The sequence below is a fragment of the Nitrosomonas communis genome, assembly GCF_001007935.1.
Classification (GTDB): domain Bacteria; phylum Pseudomonadota; class Gammaproteobacteria; order Burkholderiales; family Nitrosomonadaceae; genus Nitrosomonas; species Nitrosomonas communis.
The window spans coordinates 1,197,749-1,215,732 of record NZ_CP011451.1 but is presented as its reverse complement, the minus strand read 5'-3'; the positions used below and the strand labels follow the sequence as shown (position 1 = coordinate 1,215,732).

The 17,984-nt window shown below is 40.4% G+C and carries 15 protein-coding genes; 12 read left to right on the top strand and 3 right to left on the bottom strand.

The features are described 5' to 3' along the window. Nucleotide 1: 1 nt before the first annotated feature. Together AAW31_RS05540 and AAW31_RS05535 are read right to left on the bottom strand one after the other, a co-directional pair. Nucleotides 2–607, bottom strand: coding sequence for a lytic transglycosylase domain-containing protein (locus AAW31_RS05540; RefSeq protein WP_046849476.1), 606 nt, complete (start codon nt 605–607; stop codon nt 2–4). After that, entirely contained in the window at nt 595–2,304 is a 1,710-nt protein-coding gene (locus AAW31_RS05535; RefSeq protein WP_046849475.1) for a proline--tRNA ligase, read from the bottom strand. The genes AAW31_RS05540 and AAW31_RS05535 overlap by 13 nt, the downstream gene beginning before the upstream one ends. A gap of 242 nt (nt 2,305–2,546) precedes the next feature. Here AAW31_RS05535 and AAW31_RS05530 point away from each other — a divergent pair, with 242 nt between their 5' ends. Then, nucleotides 2,547–3,107, top strand: a complete 561-nt coding sequence (locus tag AAW31_RS05530) for an RNA pyrophosphohydrolase (RefSeq protein WP_046849474.1) — start codon at nt 2,547–2,549, stop codon at nt 3,105–3,107. Between the two features lie 50 nt (nt 3,108–3,157). On the opposite strand, the gene AAW31_RS22590 is transcribed toward AAW31_RS05530, so the two are convergent. Further along, nucleotides 3,158–3,466 carry a hypothetical protein gene (locus tag AAW31_RS22590; protein ID WP_235264585.1) on the bottom strand — a complete coding sequence of 103 codons (309 nt, stop codon included), beginning with the start codon at nt 3,464–3,466 and terminating at the stop codon, nt 3,158–3,160. Here AAW31_RS22590 and AAW31_RS05525 point away from each other — a divergent pair. The 11 genes from AAW31_RS05525 (at nt 3,378) to secA (ending at nt 17,535) form a co-directional block, all read left to right on the top strand. Further along, on the top strand, nt 3,378–4,253 hold the full coding sequence (locus AAW31_RS05525; RefSeq protein ID WP_235264558.1) for a cytochrome-c peroxidase: 876 nt from the start codon (nt 3,378–3,380) through the stop codon (nt 4,251–4,253). The two genes, AAW31_RS22590 and AAW31_RS05525, sit on opposite strands and share 89 nt — an antisense overlap. A 552-nt stretch (nt 4,254–4,805) precedes the next feature. Then, nucleotides 4,806–6,317, top strand: coding sequence for a threonine ammonia-lyase, biosynthetic (ilvA, locus tag AAW31_RS05520; RefSeq protein ID WP_046849472.1), 1,512 nt, complete (start codon nt 4,806–4,808; stop codon nt 6,315–6,317). Between the two features lie 248 nt (nt 6,318–6,565). Next, nucleotides 6,566–6,811, top strand: a complete 246-nt coding sequence (gene hfq, locus AAW31_RS05515; RefSeq protein ID WP_046849471.1) for an RNA chaperone Hfq — start codon at nt 6,566–6,568, stop codon at nt 6,809–6,811. Then, nucleotides 6,804–8,015, top strand: a complete 1,212-nt coding sequence (gene hflX / locus AAW31_RS05510; RefSeq protein ID WP_046849470.1) for a GTPase HflX — start codon at nt 6,804–6,806, stop codon at nt 8,013–8,015. The genes hfq and hflX overlap by 8 nt, the downstream gene beginning before the upstream one ends. Next, nucleotides 8,002–9,177, top strand: coding sequence for an FtsH protease activity modulator HflK (hflK, locus tag AAW31_RS05505; protein ID WP_046849469.1), 1,176 nt, complete (start codon nt 8,002–8,004; stop codon nt 9,175–9,177). Before hflX ends, hflK begins: the two co-directional genes overlap by 14 nt. A 1-nt stretch (nt 9,178) precedes the next feature. Further along, nucleotides 9,179–10,066 (top strand): protease modulator HflC, encoded by an 888-nt coding sequence (gene hflC, locus AAW31_RS05500; RefSeq protein ID WP_046849468.1) that lies wholly within the window; start codon nt 9,179–9,181, stop codon nt 10,064–10,066. A 121-nt stretch (nt 10,067–10,187) separates the two neighbouring features. Beyond that, a complete protein-coding gene (locus tag AAW31_RS05495; RefSeq protein ID WP_046849467.1) occupies nt 10,188–10,373 on the top strand; it encodes a DUF2065 domain-containing protein in 186 nt (61 codons plus the stop codon). Nucleotides 10,374–10,439: 66 nt separating this feature from the next. Further along, on the top strand, nt 10,440–11,612 hold the full coding sequence (locus AAW31_RS05490; protein ID WP_046849466.1) for an ATP phosphoribosyltransferase regulatory subunit: 1,173 nt from the start codon (nt 10,440–10,442) through the stop codon (nt 11,610–11,612). 37 nt (nt 11,613–11,649) lie between these two features. Next, entirely contained in the window at nt 11,650–12,960 is a 1,311-nt protein-coding gene (locus AAW31_RS05485) for an adenylosuccinate synthase (RefSeq protein WP_046849465.1), read from the top strand. Between the two features lie 514 nt (nt 12,961–13,474). Continuing rightward, complete coding sequence (locus tag AAW31_RS20455) at nt 13,475–13,705, top strand: hypothetical protein (protein ID WP_144412861.1); 231 nt, start codon at nt 13,475–13,477, stop codon at nt 13,703–13,705. Nucleotides 13,706–14,811: 1,106 nt separating this feature from the next. Then, nucleotides 14,812–17,535: a preprotein translocase subunit SecA gene (gene secA / locus AAW31_RS05475; RefSeq protein ID WP_046849463.1), complete on the top strand. Its 2,724-nt coding sequence runs from the start codon at nt 14,812–14,814 to the stop codon at nt 17,533–17,535. The last annotated feature ends 449 nt before the right edge of the window (nt 17,536–17,984 follow it).

Sequence of the window (17,984 nt, the reverse complement as noted above, 5' to 3'; positions counted from 1 at the left end):
GCTAATTTTGTGCTATCTCCTGGGTTACAGGATAGTGCCAATACTTGTGCCACGTATTAAATACCAGCTCTCGATAAGTAGCTTGTCCTAGGCTTCCGTTATATCTTCCAAGAGCGCGAAAATAATCACCTCTCTCCATATCAAGGTAGTGACGCAAAATGGTACATCCATAACGTAAATTGACCCGTAGATGGAAGAGGTTATGCTCTTTGCTGCCAATGGTGTCCACCCAGAAGGGCATGATTTGCATATAGCCGCGCGCACCCGCGGTCGATATAGCATATTTTCTAAAACTACTTTCGACCTGAATAATACTCAACACTAACTGTGGATCGAGCCCCGCGCGGACAGCCTCATAATGAACCGTAGTAAGGAAATCATTGCGCTCGTTTTGATCGGGCATATGCTTTTTTAACCGATCAGACATGGTGGTAAGCCAAGCCTTACTTTCTGTTTCGGGCAAGGTAATAAAATACGAAACAGCTTGATCACTGACAGTCTTTTGCAATACTGTTCTGGTGCTGGCAGATAAAGGTTCATACATTTGGGCACCTGCCTGAGCAATAAGCGGAATAAGCATCATAATAAAGCCAGTCAATTTCCGCATACTTTTGCAATGACAAATGAAGTGATCTCCTTCAGGGGAATTATTTGAGATTTTTCATCACATCGGCCACGATATTCTATTGTGGCTTCTTTTAGGCCTCGCTCGCTGATTACGATTCTATGAGGAATGCCAATTAATTCCATGTCAGCAAACATTACACCAGGGCGCTCCTCGCGATCATCCATAATCACTTCAATATGAGCTGCTGAAAATGCGTCATACAGCCTTTCAGTCTCAGCTTGTACTTGTGGATTTTTTTTCAGGCCGATTGGAATAATAGCGAGTTGGAAGGGAGCGATCGCAAGCGGAAATATGATGCCATGCTCATCATGATTTTGTTCAATGGCTGCTGCTACAATGCGCGATACGCCGATGCCATAACATCCCATTTCCATTACTTTGGTTTGGCCCGATTCGTCCAGGTAGGTTGCCTTCATTTTTTCAGAATATTTTGTGCGTAACTGAAATATATGACCCACCTCAATACCACGACAAATTTCCAGTGTTCCCTTACCATCGGGTGAGGGATCCCCCACAATGACATCACGGATATCAAAAACGTGATCGGGTAATTTCAAGTCACGTTCAAAATTAACCTGAGTGAAATGAAAACCTTCCTCGTTTGCGCCACAGACGAAATTACTCATTTCCATAACAGCTTTGTCAGCGATGATACATTTTTCCAAACCAACCGGTCCGATATACCCTGGTCGGCAGCCGGTTTCAGCTAATATTCTTTCTTCATTGGCCCATTCGAAATGGCTTAAAAATGGAATTTTTCTCACTTTTGTTTCATTGAGCTGATGATCACCACGTAGCAGCAAGAGATAAAACTGATCATCTGCAGTAATGGCCAATGCTTTTACCGTTTTCTGCACGGGAATACCTAAAAAGCTCGCAATTTCTTCGCAGGCTTTTTGCTCAGGTGTTGAAATCTTTTGCATGATGCCATCAGGAATTTCGCGAATTTTTCCAGAAGAAATGGCCTCGGCCAATTCGATATTAGCTGCATAATCTGACTGGGGGCAGAAAGCAATCACATCCTCACCTGAATCAGCTAATACATGAAACTCATGTGAATTGCTACCGCCCATCGCGCCCGTGTCTGCTGCCACAGCTCGGAAATTCAGCCCGATACGGGTAAATATATTGCTATAAGTGTCATGCATTAACCGATAGGTTTTCTCAAGGGAATTTAGGTCAGCATGAAACGAGTAGGCATCTTTCATTATAAATTCACGTGCTCTCATGACGCCAAAGCGAGGACGAATTTCATCCCGAAATTTGGTTTGGATTTGATAAAAATTGAGTGGTAATTGGCGATAGCTTTTGATTTCTTTACGTGCAATATCGGTGATGACTTCTTCGTGAGTTGGACCAAAACAATAATTGTGCTGGTGTCTATCCTGGATTTTCAGCATTTGTGGTCCGAATGCTTCCCAGCGAGCAGTTTCTTGCCAGAGTTCTGCGGGTTGAACTGCAGGCATTAAAAGCTCAACCGCCCCGCTGTTATTCATTTCCTCGCGAATAATGAACTCGATCTTGCGCAAGACTCTCAAACCCAAAGGCATCCAGGTATAAAGGCCACTGCCAAGGCGTTTGATTAAACCTGCGCGTAGCATCAGCTTATGGCTGATCAATTCAGCTTCTGCAGGAGCTTCTTTGAGCGTTGAAATAAAGAATTGAGAAACACGCATGGAGGATTGATCTCGTATGTTTTATGGTTATATTAGAAATAAGAAAGCGACATTTTACCCTGAAAAAGCTGGGTTACCTATGCGGTTTAAACTCACTACGATTATCATATCCAGTTAAGAAAGGGAGAAATGAAAAAATTAAAGAAAGTATGTCCCGATTTTTTGTTTTATGATGACTTTTAATCTGGGAGAAATTATGGAAAAATGGCTAGTAATTGACGTCTCAATGACGGATGAATTAAATGATCGACCGTAACGGATATCGTCCTAATGTTGGAATTATTCTATTAAATTCTAAAAATGAAGTTTTCTGGGGGAAGCGTGTCAAGCAGAATTCTTGGCAATTTCCGCAGGGGGGTATTAAGTCTGGTGAAACTCCAACGCAAGCGATGTATCGAGAATTAACTGAGGAGGTAGGGCTACAGCCCTATCATGTGGAGGTTTTGGGGCGCACTCGAGAGTGGTTACGTTATGAGGTACCAGAATGCTGGATAAGACGTGAATGGCGCCGAAGCTATAAGGGGCAGAAACAGATCTGGTTTTTACTGCGCTTACTTGGGCGTGATACCGATGTATCACTCAGAAAAAGCCCACACCCTGAATTTGATGCATGGCGCTGGAATCGGTATTGGGTAGAACTTGACTCAGTTATAGATTTTAAGCGTCAAGTCTACCGGCAAGCTCTTATAGAGCTATCTCACCTGCTTGATTGTGATATTGGAAAAGGCTGTGATTATGGTTATATAGAAAATAATCACATTATTTCAAAGACTGCTACTTCTGTAAAAAAACAGAAAAAATGAATTTTTGCTAGTAATAGATAGATGATTCAAGTAGATTGAGTAAATTATAACTAATTATTTTTAATGAGTTCATTTTGATAAGATACATTTAGTTTAGGCGTAACCGGCTGCGCCATTACAGCCGTGTTTTTTAGGAGATTCTCAACAATGATGATGCGTAAGCTGACTGCCTCGCTATTATCGGTTGGCGTAATGTTTATGTCTGTGCATGCATTTGCTGCTAATGAACCAATACAGCCTATTAAACCGGTAAAACCAGAAAATGCAGCAATGGTTGAACTTGGGAAGATGTTATTTTTTGATACCCGATTGTCAAAATCTGGTTTTATTTCCTGTAATTCCTGCCATAATTTGAGCATGGGAGGGACGGATAACCTCAAAACTTCCATTGGCCATAAATGGCAACAGGGCCCGATCAATGCTCCTACTGTGCTGAATGCGAGCATGAATTTGGCGCAGTTCTGGGATGGACGGGCAAAAGATCTCAAAGAGCAAGCGGGTGGACCTATCGCGAATCCCGGGGAAATGGCTTTTGCACATGACAAAGTGGTAGCGATGTTGAACACGATTCCTCAATATAAGGACCAATTCAAGAAAGCTTTTAATTCGGATAAAATTGATATAGATGGGGTAACTACTGCCATCGCAGCTTTTGAGGAAACTCTGGTGACACCTGGCTCCCGTTTTGATAAATGGTTGGAAGGTGATAAAGAGGCGCTGACCAAGGCAGAATCAGATGGATATGCGTTATTCAAGAGCGCGGGTTGTACAAAATGCCATAATGGTCCAGCAGTGGGTGGAAATTCATTTGAAAAAATGGGTGTTTATAAACCCTATGAGACAGAAAGCCCTGCGATAGGCCGCATGGATGTAACAGGTAAGGAAGAAGATCGTTTTGTATTTAAAGTACCAACATTACGCAATGTGGAATTAACCTACCCCTATTTCCATGATGGTGGTGCTTCAACGCTGGAAGAAGCAGTGGATATCATGGGAAGATTACAAGTCAATCGTGAATTCAACAAAGAGGAGATTGCTAATATTGTGGCTTTTCTGAAAACATTGACGGGTAAGCAGCCAGACTTTAAATTACCGATTTTACCTCCATCCACTAATGAAACTCATCGGTATGAGCCATTTGATTAAATGACCATTAATAAATGGGTTTGATTAGAAATAATTTTCAATTTGAAACACTTTATGGTTCACCCAGATTCATGATGGGCTGGGTGAATTTTTCAGAAATTTTAATTTGCCAGTATTGCAGTGTATAGCTCTCTTTAATTCAAAACAGATTGTATTGAACCTAAACTTCAGTTTGTTTCTCAATAACAATTCTAATTCTTCCGTATTTAGAATGATATTAATTGTCTAAAATAAATTTTAAGAGCGATTCTAATGATGAAGCTGGTTTTAGAGCGTTCTCTCTACCTGTTATTCCACTTCTAAATCAAAACTGGCTTTGTCGGCTTCACCTTGTCGTATTATGGATGTTGTCTGTGGCTCGCCTTCGCATCAATTTTAATTTAGAAATGGAATTAGATTGTCCTGACTCTAGCAGGTATCTGCAATGAATGGTGGTTTTAATTCATTTAAATTTCGCCTCTTATCAATTGCAATTCGTTTAGCATGATAGAATCAGCACATCCTGTAAATTCATACTCTTGACTTTGTTTACCACTTCCAAAATGCCATCTTATGAGGAATGACTATCTCGAAAGGGTGCTTACTGCCCGTGTTTATGATGTCGCTATAGAAACACCACTAGAGGAGGCAGTTAATCTCTCAGCACGCATTCATAACCAAGTATTTCTGAAACGAGAAGACATGCAGCCCGTATTCTCATTCAAGTTGCGTGGCGCTTACAATAAAATGGCAAAGCTTTCTCCCGCTATGCTCAAACGTGGCGTGATTGCTGCTTCGGCTGGTAATCATGCGCAAGGTGTTGCATTAGCTGCCCAGAAATTAGATTGCTCCGCTACGATCGTGATGCCAGTAACAACTCCTCAAATCAAGATCAATGCAGTGATGGCGCTTGGTGCAACCGTGTTACTTTATGGCGATTCTTATAACGATGCCTATGAACATGCCTTAGAGCTTACGCAGCAAGAGGATGCTACTTTTGTTCATCCTTATGATGATCCAGATGTAATAGCTGGACAAGGGACCATCGGTATGGAAATTTTACGCCAGCATGGAGCTGGAATATACGCCATATTCGTGCCAGTAGGAGGAGGAGGACTTATTTCTGGGATTGCAGCCTATGTAAAAAGGCTTTACCCGGAAATCAAGATTATTGGGGTTGAACCAGTTGATTCAGATGCCATGTATTGTTCATTACAGAAAGGACATCGCGTTAAACTTTCGCAAGTAGGTCTATTTGCTGATGGTGTAGCAGTGAGATACGTTGGTGAAGAAACTTTTCGCTTGTGTCAAGAGCTGGTTGATGAAATTTTTCTAGTCGACGCGGACGCTATTTGTGCGGCTATTAAAGACGTATTTGAAGATACCCGGGCCATTCTTGAGCCTTCTGGAGCGCTCTCTGTTGCTGGATTAAAGGCTTACGTCGATCGTGAAAAATTACGTCATAAAACACTCGTAGCGATAGCATCAGGTGCTAACATGAATTTTGATCGTTTACGCCATGTCTCTGAACGTGCAGAGTTAGGCGAGCAACGTGAAGCGCTCATGGCGGTTACGATTCCTGAAGAGCCTGGTAGTTTCAAGAAATTCTGTGCCTTGTTAGGGGCAAGAAGTATTACTGAATTCAATTATCGCTATGCAGATCCTAAAAAGGCGCATGTATTTGTTGGGGTTTCAGTTCATAATCGTGAGGAAGCGCTTAATCTGATCAAAAATCTGGAAGCAAACGGATTGCGTACTGAGGATATGAGTGGGAATGAAATGGCAAAATTACATATTCGTCACATGGTGGGAGGACGTTCCAGAGATGTTAAGAATGAGATTCTCTATCGTTTTGAGTTTCCTGATAGACCAGGTGCTTTAATGAATTTTCTGAATAATATGAGTCATCTATGGAACATCAGTTTGTTCCATTATCGTAACCATGGGGCAGATTTTGGGCGCGTACTAGTAGGAATGGAAGTGCCTCCTAGTGAAAAAAATGACTTTAAAAATTTTCTTGACAATCTTGGGTATCGATACTGGGATGAGAGCAATAACCCGGTATATAAACTGTTCTTAGCATAATTGCCTAAATTCCGATAAGCTTAGTCCTCATTTGCATAAATTTTATTTGCTAAACTGAGTATTTAAATTTTTTTTCTAATATACTCCTTGCATTTGTTAATATCCAGTTGCAATATCTTATTCTTCTATTTGAGTCTTTCGATGATGATCCTGTTGGGCGCAGATGGTCCACTTAAAAAAATAAAGTAGAGTCTCATATCTAATAATTATAATTAGAGATAATTGGAAAAAAACAGGGAGGGTTGTTCATGAGTGCTAAGGGGCAGTTGTTGCAAGATCCATTTTTAAATATCCTCCGGAAGGAGCATATTCCAGTATCTATTTACTTGGTCAATGGTATTAAGTTACAAGGACATATTGATTCATTTGATCAATATGTTGTGTTATTAAAAAATTCAGTTACACAAATGGTATATAAACACGCGATCTCTACAGTCGTTCCAGCCAGGGCTGTGACTTTTCCAATTGAAGCACCAGCTGTACGTGATGATTAATCACACAGAACTAAAAGCAGAAAAGAATAACATTGCTATCTTAGTTGGGCTCAATCTAGGCGATAGTGATAAAGAGAGCTTGGAAGAGTTGCGTCAGCTTGCTATAAGTGACCAGCTTATAGTCCTGGCTGTCGTGGAAGGAAAGCGCTCGCGCCCTGATCCTGCGACTTTTGTTGGCAGTGGTAAATTAGACGAAATTTACCAGGTTTTAAGCCAGACTAGTGCATCACTGGTAATATTCAATCATGATCTTTCCCCAATACAGCAGCGGAATCTAACTGAGCGGCTGCAGTGTCGCGTTATTGATCGCACAAGTTTAATTCTTGATATTTTTGCACAGCGTGCTAAAAGCCGTGAAGGTAAACTACAAGTTGAGCTTGCTCAGCTAGAACATCTGGCATCACGGTTAGTACGAGGGTGGACTCACTTGGAGCGACAAAAAGGGGGGATTGGTTTGCGCGGACCGGGTGAAACACAGCTTGAAACAGACCGGCGCTTACTGGCCAAGAGGGTTAAATTTTTGAGAGAGAAACTCATAAAACTGCAACGCCAACGAGGAACCCAGCGACGTGCGAGGCAGCGCACTAAGGTAATGTCAGTATCGATTGTTGGTTATACTAATGCCGGGAAGTCAACTTTATTCAATAATCTAACGCGTTCTCAGACCTATGCAGCTGATCAGTTGTTTGCTACGCTAGATACGACGACACGTAAATTATTTATTCCAAAGTGCGGGGAAGTGGTTATTTCGGATACGGTTGGCTTTATTCGTGGATTGCCTCACACTTTGGTTGCTGCGTTTCGTGCTACGTTGGAAGAGACAGTGCAAGCTGATATGCTTTTACATGTGGTTGATGCGGCTGACCCATCGCGTAATGAACATATTGCAGAAGTAAACAAACTACTTAAAGAAATTGGTGCAGAAAGTATTCCACAAATTTTGGTATTCAATAAAATTGATTGTGCCGAATCAAGCAGGACTGCAAATTATGTGCGGGATGAGTATGGTAGAATAATGTCTATTCGGTTAAGTGCTAAGACCGGCGATGGGTTAGAATTTGTTAAATTGGCTCTGGCAGAAGCCATTGCCCAGAATTCTGTAGATTTAAGAGAGAGCTTCTTGGAAGTTGGGAAAGTGAACGATAGCAGTGCTACACCTTTTTTAGAACGAGAGGAAGGATTAAATTATCATGGGATTAAATGATCCTCAATGGGGAAAAAGAAAAGGCAATTCTAGCCCTCCAGATCTGGATGATGTGCTGCGTAATATCAGCAAAAGAATTAATGAGCTTTTTGGCCGGAAGGGCGGGGGTGATGATGGTCCTGAAGGAGAGAGCCCAAAAAAACATAGTAGTGGTAATATCATAGTCATTATCGTCTTGCTGTCAATTGTTTGGGCTGCCAGCGGTTTGTACATTGTAGATGAGGGTCAACGCGGCGTCGTACTTCGCTTTGGCAAACATGTTGATACTACCCAAGCTGGGTTGAATTGGCATATACCTTATCCGATTGAGAGAGTGGAAAATGTCAACGTCAGTCAAGTGCGCACGATAGAAATTGGCTATCGGAATAATGTCAGAAGCAAGGTGCTAAAAGAATCGCTGATGTTGACCGATGATGAAAACATTATTGATATTCAGTTTGCTGTTCAATACATTTTAAATAATCCTGAGAATTTCTTGTTTAATAATCGTGAACCTGATAACGCCGTGCTGCAAATCGCGGAAACGGCTATTCGTGAAGTTATCGGAAAAAGCAAAATGGATTTTGTATTGTACGAAGGACGTGAGGCAGTCGCCGCCCGCGCAACAGAAATAATGCAAACTATTCTGGATCGCTATCGGATAGGCATTACTATCAGTAGAGTAACGATGCAGAATGCGCAGCCACCTGAACAGGTGCAGGCAGCATTCGATGATGCGGTTAAGGCTGGTCAGGATAGAGAGCGGCAACGTAATGAAGGGCAGGCTTATGCCAACGATGTAATTCCTAGAGCAAGAGGTGCTGCGGCGCGCTTACTGGAAGAGGCAGGGGGATATCAGCAGCGTGTTATTTCTAGTGCAGAGGGTGATGTCAGCCGCTTTGAGAAGATTTTTGTCGAATATAGTAAAGCACCAGTCGTGACACGCGATCGTCTATATTTAGATATGATGCAGCAGGTGCTTTCCAACACGAGTAAGATTCTGATTGATCAAAAAAGTGGTAGCAACTTGTTGTATTTACCACTGGATAAGTTGATGCAGACGGATGGAGTCGCTTCGAAACCATCCGTGACAACGACGCCCACGCAAATAGCTCCAGAAGTTCCTGATGTGAGCACGCGCACACGGGAATCATTTCGTACTCGTGAACGGGAGGTAAGATAAAATGGGAAAACTATCATCAATATTATCGGTTATAGTCGCTGTACTAGTTTTAATATCAACTTCTGCATTATTTATTGTTGATGAGCGCGAGCAAGCAATTTTATTTCAACTAGGAGAAGTCGTTGATGTAAAAACTTCTCCCGGGTTGTATTTCAAGATCCCGGTAGCACAGAATGTACGTTACTTTGATTCGCGCATACTTACCTTGGATACAGAAGAACCGGAACGCTTTATTACTTCAGAAAAGAAGAACGTTCTGGTAGATTTTTTCGTGAAATGGCGTATCGTTGACGTGAGGCAATACTATATCAGTGTACGAGGAGATGAGGCACTGGCACGGACTCGATTGGCACAAACCGTAAATTCAAGTATGCGTGACGAGTTTGGTAACCGCACAGTGCATGAAGTTGTTTCTGGTGAGCGTGATAGAATTATGGAAATTATGCGCCAGAAAGCAAATGTGGATGCAAAAAAAATCGGTGTTGAAGTGGTGGATGTACGTTTGAAGCGTGTTGATTTACCCCAAGAGGTTAGCGAGTCAGTCTATCGCAGAATGGAAGCTGAACGAAAACGAGTAGCCAATGAGTTACGTTCAACTGGCGCTGCAGAAGCTGAAAAGATCCGTGCAGATGCTGATCGGCAACGTGAAGTGATATTGGCTGAAGCTTATCGTGAAGCTCAGACAATCATGGGGGAAGGTGATGGTCAGGCTGCTGCAATCTATGCAGGTACCTTTGAAAAGAGTCCTGAATTTTATACGTTCTATCGTAGCTTGGAAGCCTATAAAAAATCCTTTAAGGACAAGCAGGATATGTTAGTACTTGAACCCAGCTCAGAATTTTTTAAATATTTGAATAATCCAGAAAATAGTTCAGCAAATAAAAAATAGAAGTTAGGTTAAGTTATTCTGAATAGTATTTTCTTGATTTTTATAAAAAATTGATCTGGGAAAGTGAATAACCTCATAGAAAACGTAATATTATCAAAAAGTTAGCTGGAGATACTGTTGTATGTGGGATACCTTCCTGATGGCCATTGCATTAATGTTGGTATTGGAAGGTATTCTTCCTTTTACATTTCCTAATGCTTGGCGTGATAGTTTTAGAAAACTTGTTGAATTGGAAGATAATCAGATTCGATTCATTGGATTAACGTCAATGGTAATAGGATTAATACTGCTCTATTTAGTGAATTGAATTCTTAAAACATCCTCTTTTTTTCTAGCAGCTCATAAATTAAGCGGCTCCTAAATCATTATTAGAATGCGTAATTGGCTTCTTCCTGAATATGTCGAAGATGTTCTACCGTCCGAGGCATTACGTATCGAAAAAATGCGTCGCTGCATTTTGGATTTACTGATTGTGCATGGCTATCAGTTTGTTATTCCCCCATTATTAGAATATGTGGAATCATTATTGTCAGGTAGTGGAAGTGACATGGATCTGCACATGTTTAAGGTGCTAGATCAATTAAGCGGAAGAATGATGGGATTGCGCGCAGATAGTACACCCCAAACTGCACGTATAGATGCACATTTACTGAATGATGAAGGAGTGACTCGTCTTTGCTATGCAAACAGCGTGTTACACACTGTTCCTTGTGAAATAACACGTACACGCGAACCCTTCCAGATTGGTGCAGAATTATATGGTCACTCTGGTCTGGAAAGTGATCTTGAGATCCAATGTTTAATGTTGAAGTGTCTTGCAGTATCTGGAATTGACAAAATTCATCTCGACCTGGGTCATGTCGCTATTGTCAGAAGCTTGATTAAGGATTCAGGGGCTCTCTCGGAGTTTGAAGCAGATTTATACAATCTATTACAAGCCAAAGATACAGCTGCTCTGAAGGAGCTCCTGTGTACTGGGCTTGATAAACGGCTGGATAAGCCTATTCGAGATGCTCTGATGCTTCTTCCGGAATTATATGGTAGCAAAAAAATACTAGCACACGCTCGTAAAATGCTCCCTAGTTATCCAGAAATTGAAAATGCGCTGGATCAGCTTGAAATGGTTGAGGAAGAGCTAAAAGAATTTGTCGATACCATCACTTTCGATTTATCGGATTTACGTGGTTATCATTATCACACAGGGATGGTATTTGCTGCTTATACGCCAGGAAGCGCTAACGCAATAGCGTTGGGAGGAAGATATGATGAAATAGGCAAAGCGTTTGGAAGAGCAAGGCCGGCTACAGGCTTCAGTATAGATTTGCGGGAATTATCGAGGTTAGTCAGATCAGACACATGCTCTAAAGGGATCCTAGCCCCTTACGCAAAAGATGATAAAGCACTGGAAAAAATAATTGAGCAGTTGAGAAATGATGGTCATATCGTTATAACAGAGTTACCTGGAAGTGAAAACAAAGAAAACACCCTCTACTATGACAGGAAGATTATCTTGCACAATGGCGTATGGCAGGTAGTGGGAATATAAATTGTCCATATACATCAAGATGAAGGAATCCTGAGATATGACCAAAAATGTAGTCGTCATTGGAACACAATGGGGAGATGAAGGGAAAGGTAAAGTTGTCGATTGGTTAACTGATCATGCAACAGGTGTCGTTCGCTTCCAGGGTGGCCATAATGCTGGTCACACGTTGGTAATCGGTACCAAAAAAACTATTTTACATCTTGTACCCTCTGGTATTTTGCGCGAGAGCGTGGTTTGCTATATTGGTAACGGGGTAGTGCTTTCTCCGCAGGCTTTGCTTGAAGAAATTGATATGCTTGAAAAGGCAGGCATTGATGTTTATCAAAGATTACGTATCAGTGAAGCTTGTCCGCTTATATTACCTCATCACATTGCTCTTGATAATGCGCGAGAAAAAGCCAGGGGTTTAGATAAAATCGGTACAACTGGTCGTGGTATTGGTCCAGCTTATGAAGATAAAGTCGCACGCCGTGCAATACGCTTGCAAGATTTACTTTGCCGTGAAAGATTTATTGCTAAATTAGAAGAGATACTTGATTACCATAATTTTGTTCTGAGAAATTATTATCAAGCGCCTATAGTCGATCTCAACAAGACAATTGATGAAAGCCTTATTGAGGCTGAGCGTATTAGACCTATGGTGGCAGATGTCCCGCAGTTGCTATTTAAAGCCAATAGAGAAGGTAAGAACCTTTTATTTGAAGGTGCCCAAGGAGCATTGATCGATATTGATCATGGCACTTATCCTTTTGTCACCTCTAGTAATTGTATTGCTGGTGCCGCAGCATCAGGCAGTGGGGTTGGGCCACAGATGTTGCATTATGTCCTGGGTATTACTAAAGCTTATACAACTCGCGTAGGATCGGGGCCGTTCCCTACAGAACTTAAGGATGATGTAGGTGAATATTTAGCCAATCGTGGCAATGAATACGGTTCTACAACGGGACGTCGCCGCCGTTGTGGTTGGTTTGATGCTGTGGCAATGAAACGTTCTACTCAGATCAATGGCGTATCGGGCTTATGTATTACTAAATTAGATGTTCTTGATGGTATCGAAACTTTGAAGCTTTGCATAGGATATAAGCTAAATAGTACCCATACCGATAAGGAGAAATCTCTTGACATCTTGCCAGTAGGCGCTGATGAGTTGATTAACTGTGAGCCTATTTATGAAGAGATACCTGGATGGACCAAGAGTACCCAAGGATTAAGAGAATTTAAGCAGTTACCGAAAGCAGCACAGAATTATCTAAAAAGAGTGGAAGAAATCTGTGAGGTACCGATAGATATGATTTCGACAGGCCCTGATCGTGATGAAACTATTGTTTCTAGGCATCCATTTAAATAATCTTAATCTTTGTATTCATTTTTATCATTTGTTTTTTCGTCTTCTTCATTCTTGAACGAGTGTATTGGAGAACTCATCTCACTTCTTTTTCGATGATTCTATTCTCGTTTTTGTTTCTTTCAATTTTTTCTAAGCTATTTAGAGTTCCTGTTCAGCTTCAGCGACATTTGGTGAAAATATATTACCATTCATCCATTTATTTATTGTATCGATTTGTTTTCTAGCGATTGTTGTTTATTTGTTCAGCCTCTTATGTTTGATCATAAACGATATTGGTTACCGCAGTATATTGAAGTAGTTTCCGCAGAAATTAAGGAAGAAAAAGTGCAAAGCATTATTTTTAGATTTTAATTTTGGAGAATATTTTGTGAAACTAAAACTAGTTAATTTAATGCGAGTATTAATCTTGCTAGTATCAAGTATCTTTTTATGCTCATTAGCTACTTTGGTACAAGCATCATGCAAGGGATGTCTTTGTGTAGGTGATCCGTGTCGTTTATGCTCATTACCCCCAATGACTACTGATAAGATTGTAGAAGATGAGCCAGAAACTTGCAAAAAAATCCGAGAGCAAGTGGCTCCCATATCTTCACCACCTGGTACTAATGAATATTTTGCTAGCCTTGATAAGTCAACAATGGCTTGTATAAAAAATGGGGGAGATGTAATTAAAAACTCGCGTCGCAGTGAAGCTTTTCCTGCAAGGGTTTATTGTAAGCCATATACCAACGAGAAATTAAAATAATCTGAAATGATTGGTACGGTAAGAAATATCTAAGTTGCTATATGACCTGCAAATAAGCTATAGAAAAGTATATATCTCATTCTTCCATCTTTATTTATATTTATAAGCTGCTGAATTGTAAGCAAATTATGGTGATAAGCATTCTGCTATCAAGCTTGAGAACTAGGTACAAATTTGTTTCTACAATAAGTATTTGATGAGAATTCAAATGTTAATCCGATGTGGCTTAGTTCTAAGAATGGTCACTACGAATCTGATTCCATTTCCAAACCAAAAATGACTCGAATGCGAGTTGTAGACAGTATCAATCATACGGCAAGTTGAAGCCGACAAAATCAGTTTTGATTTGGAAATGGAATTAGATTCGTGACAACACGGATACTCAATATCTCAGGAACGTATAGGGAAGGCTAAATATCAATTCAACCTCAATATGCTAATAATAAAAAAATGGGTTTGTTAACACTGCCAAGATATCATCATCAGCCTTATAGTTTGGTGTAATTCTAAAAGAGTTGTTTATTCATTTCGGTGATATTGTGCGATAAGGTGGCATGTATTGCATTGTCATTTAGATATAGTAATCTCTCATGAGCAAGATGAAATGTAATAAAACGAAAAATCATTAAAATTTTCATTTTCTACAAAGACATAATTTATGTGTTTCAGGGCGTCATATCATTTGATTCCACTGACTGCTATTTTGAGTATGATAAGATGAGAGTATTTTGACTATAGACAATGTGTGTCATGAATTTTACCGGCAGCGGTGAGTGTATTTGATGAATAGATAATCTCAGAGACTATTAGAGTAAAAAATTAACCGTTCTTCTTTGTGAGAACTTAATTCTGAATCCAAAGGGAAATATAAAATCAATCCCTTTTATGGTTCATTTTTAAATTCTTAAAAATAGATAGATTCTTTATTCCATCTTTGGAAATCTAGTGAATGATAAATAATTAATAAATTCAATACATTTTTGGGACTTTGTCATAAAAAGTAAGGTAAAAATTATCTTGTTATTTTTTTCTAATCTCCACTGGAATGTCAGAAATATAAAGATTTTTCGTGATTAATTGATTCAAATTAAAAAACTAAATATTTTATGTTAAACAATTTGCTTAAAAGGATTTTTGGTAGCCGCAATGACCGCTTAATCAAACAATATTCTGAAATCGTGCGTGTTATCAATGAACTAGAATCAACTATTGCACCTTTATCTGATACTGATCTATGCGGCAAGACTCATGAATTCAAGCAACGGATTTCCAATGGCGAAACGCTTGATGCGTTATTACCCGATGCATTCGCAGTAGTGCGGGAAGCAGGCAAGCGAGTGTTGGGAATGCGTCATTTTGATGTGCAACTGATTGGCGGAATGGTGTTACATGATGGGAAAATTGCTGAGATGCGTACTGGCGAGGGTAAAACATTAATGGCCACCCTGCCTGCCTATCTTAACGCCGTGACGGGGCAGGGAGTGCATATTGTGACTGTAAACGATTACCTTGCCACTCGTGATGCTGGCTGGATGGGGAAAATATACCAATTTCTAGGTTTGTCGGTTGGTGTAATTACTTCCCAAATGGCGCAAGATACCAAACAGGCTGCTTATGCTGCTGATATTACCTATGGCACTAATAATGAGTATGGTTTTGATTATTTGCGCGACAACATGGTTAGCCACCCTGCTGAGCGGGTACAGCGTATGCTTAATTTTGCAATTGTCGATGAAGTCGATTCAATTTTGATCGATGAGGCGCGTACTCCATTAATCATATCAGGCCAGGCAGAAGGCGATACTGAGATTTATGTGCGTATCAATACGTTAATACCTGAACTTACCCGACAGCAAATAGAGAAAGGTCCTGGTGACTATAGTGTGGATGAGAAATCTCAACAGGTATTATTGAGTGAGGAAGGTTTTGAGCATGCCGAGAAATTGCTTGCTAAGGCTGGCTTACTAGCGGCTGGGACAAGCTTGTATGATCCGGCCAATATCAATTTGATTCATCATCTCAATGCTGCATTACGTGCGCACGCCCTCTATCACCGTGATCAGCATTATGTGGTGCAAAATAACGAAGTTATTATCGTTGACGAATTTACTGGTCGCTTAATGTCAGGGCGGCGATGGTCAGAAGGTCTGCATCAATCTGTTGAAGCAAAAGAAAATGTTCCTATTCAAAAAGAAAATCAGACACTTGCTTCGATCACGTTTCAAAATTATTTTCGTATGTACCACAAGCTCGCTGGCATGACAGGCACAGCAGACACCGAAGCTTTTGAATTTCAACAAATCTATGGACTTGAAACGGTCGTTATTCCGACACATCGTCCTATGATTCGTGAAGACAAGATGGATAAAGTCTTTCGTACCATGAAAGAAAAACACCAAGCCATTCTGGAAGATATGAAGGATTGTTATCAACGTGGACAGCCAACGCTTGTTGGAACAACTTCTATTGAAAATAATGAATTACTTTCTTCTTTGTTAAGCAAAGAAAAGTTACCGCATCAAGTCCTCAATGCGAAGCAGCATGCCCGTGAGGCAGATATTATTGCTCAGGCGGGTCGATCCAAAATGATCACGATCGCGACTAACATGGCTGGAAGGGGTACCGATATTGTATTAGGGGGTAATCCAGAGCCAGAAATTCATCGGGTGCTTTCCGATGAGACACTCAATGAAGAAACCAAAGCGAAGCGTATCGCTGAAATACAGAAAGTATGGCAGGAGAGACATGATGAAGTAATTAAATTAGGTGGATTACATATCATAGGTACTGAACGACATGAATCACGTAGAATTGACAACCAGTTGCGTGGACGTGCTGGTCGGCAAGGTGATTCCGGCTCTAGTCGTTTCTATCTCTCACTTGAAGATCCCCTTCTGCGCATTTTCGCATCTGACCGTGTGGCAAATATTATGACACGCCTTAAAATGCCTGAAGGAGAAGCAATAGAGCATCCATGGGTAACACGAGCAATAGAGAATGCACAGAGGAAAGTTGAAGCGAGGAACTTTGATATTCGTAAACAATTGCTTGAATTCGACGATGTTGCTAATGATCAGCGGAAAGTAATTTATCAGCAGCGAAATGAATTATTAGAAGCGCAACAAGATATTACAGAAACGATAACAGCTATTCAAGAAAGTGTAATCAGTAATCTTTTCAATCTTCATATTCCACCTCAGAGTATAGAAGAACAGTGGGATATCTCTGGTTTAGAGAAAGCATTGGCGAGCGATTATCATATTCATCTGCCAATTCAGGAGTGGTTAGATAAAGAACCCGATTTGCACGCTGAGAATTTACTGGAAAGGGTTTGGGAAGCAGCGCGTGTGCTTTACCGTAGTAAATCAGAAATGGTCGGCAGTCATCTTATGCACCAATACGAGCGGGCAGTCATGTTACATAGTCTTGATACTCATTGGCGAGAACATCTGGCAGCATTGGATCATTTACGGCAAGGGATTCACTTGCGTGGTTATGCAGCTAAAAATCCAAAGCAGGAATATAAACGAGAGGCCTTCGAGTTATTTGCTAATATGCTTGAAGAGATTAAGATTGAAGTAACTAAAATCCTCATGACTGTTCAAATAAAGAATGAGCAACAAGTGGAAACAGTAGCCGAAACAGCTCCTCCCTCGAGCAATATGCAATATCACCATGCGGCTTATGAAGAAGTTATAGATAAGCAATCCCAGAGTTCTGAAGAAAAACCACAACCTTTTGTTCGCAAAAGTACTAAAGTTGGTCGGAATGATCCTTGTCCATGTGGTTCCGGCAAGAAATATAAGCATTGCCATGGTAAGCTTAAATAGTAAATGATTGATTAAACGTGGAGTCAATAAAATTGCTGAATACTTCCTTTACTGATGGTAGATTTCTAATCTAAGCTCTATTTAATAAGAATCAAATGAGTTTACGATTATTTTTACGCGAGTTAAGGTAATCGACAATAGGAGGAGTCTTCAATTAATATTACAATCGGTTTTCGAATGAATATAACGGCTCCAGTTAACAGATATATGAATAGATAAAGTAATTCCTCGGTTATGCTGGGGAATGGTTAGAGATCTAACCGTGTAAGGCAGTTAACCTCATTCTTTTAGCTTGATCAAGAACTAGAGCATCAAATGCGTGATAATTAGAATATGCGTATATGACATGAGATCCCAAGTGTCATTTCATATATATTCGAAAAAAAGAAAGAGATAATCGAGCGAATGCATAAGCACTTAATAAGATGTAGAATTCATATTTGAGGTTG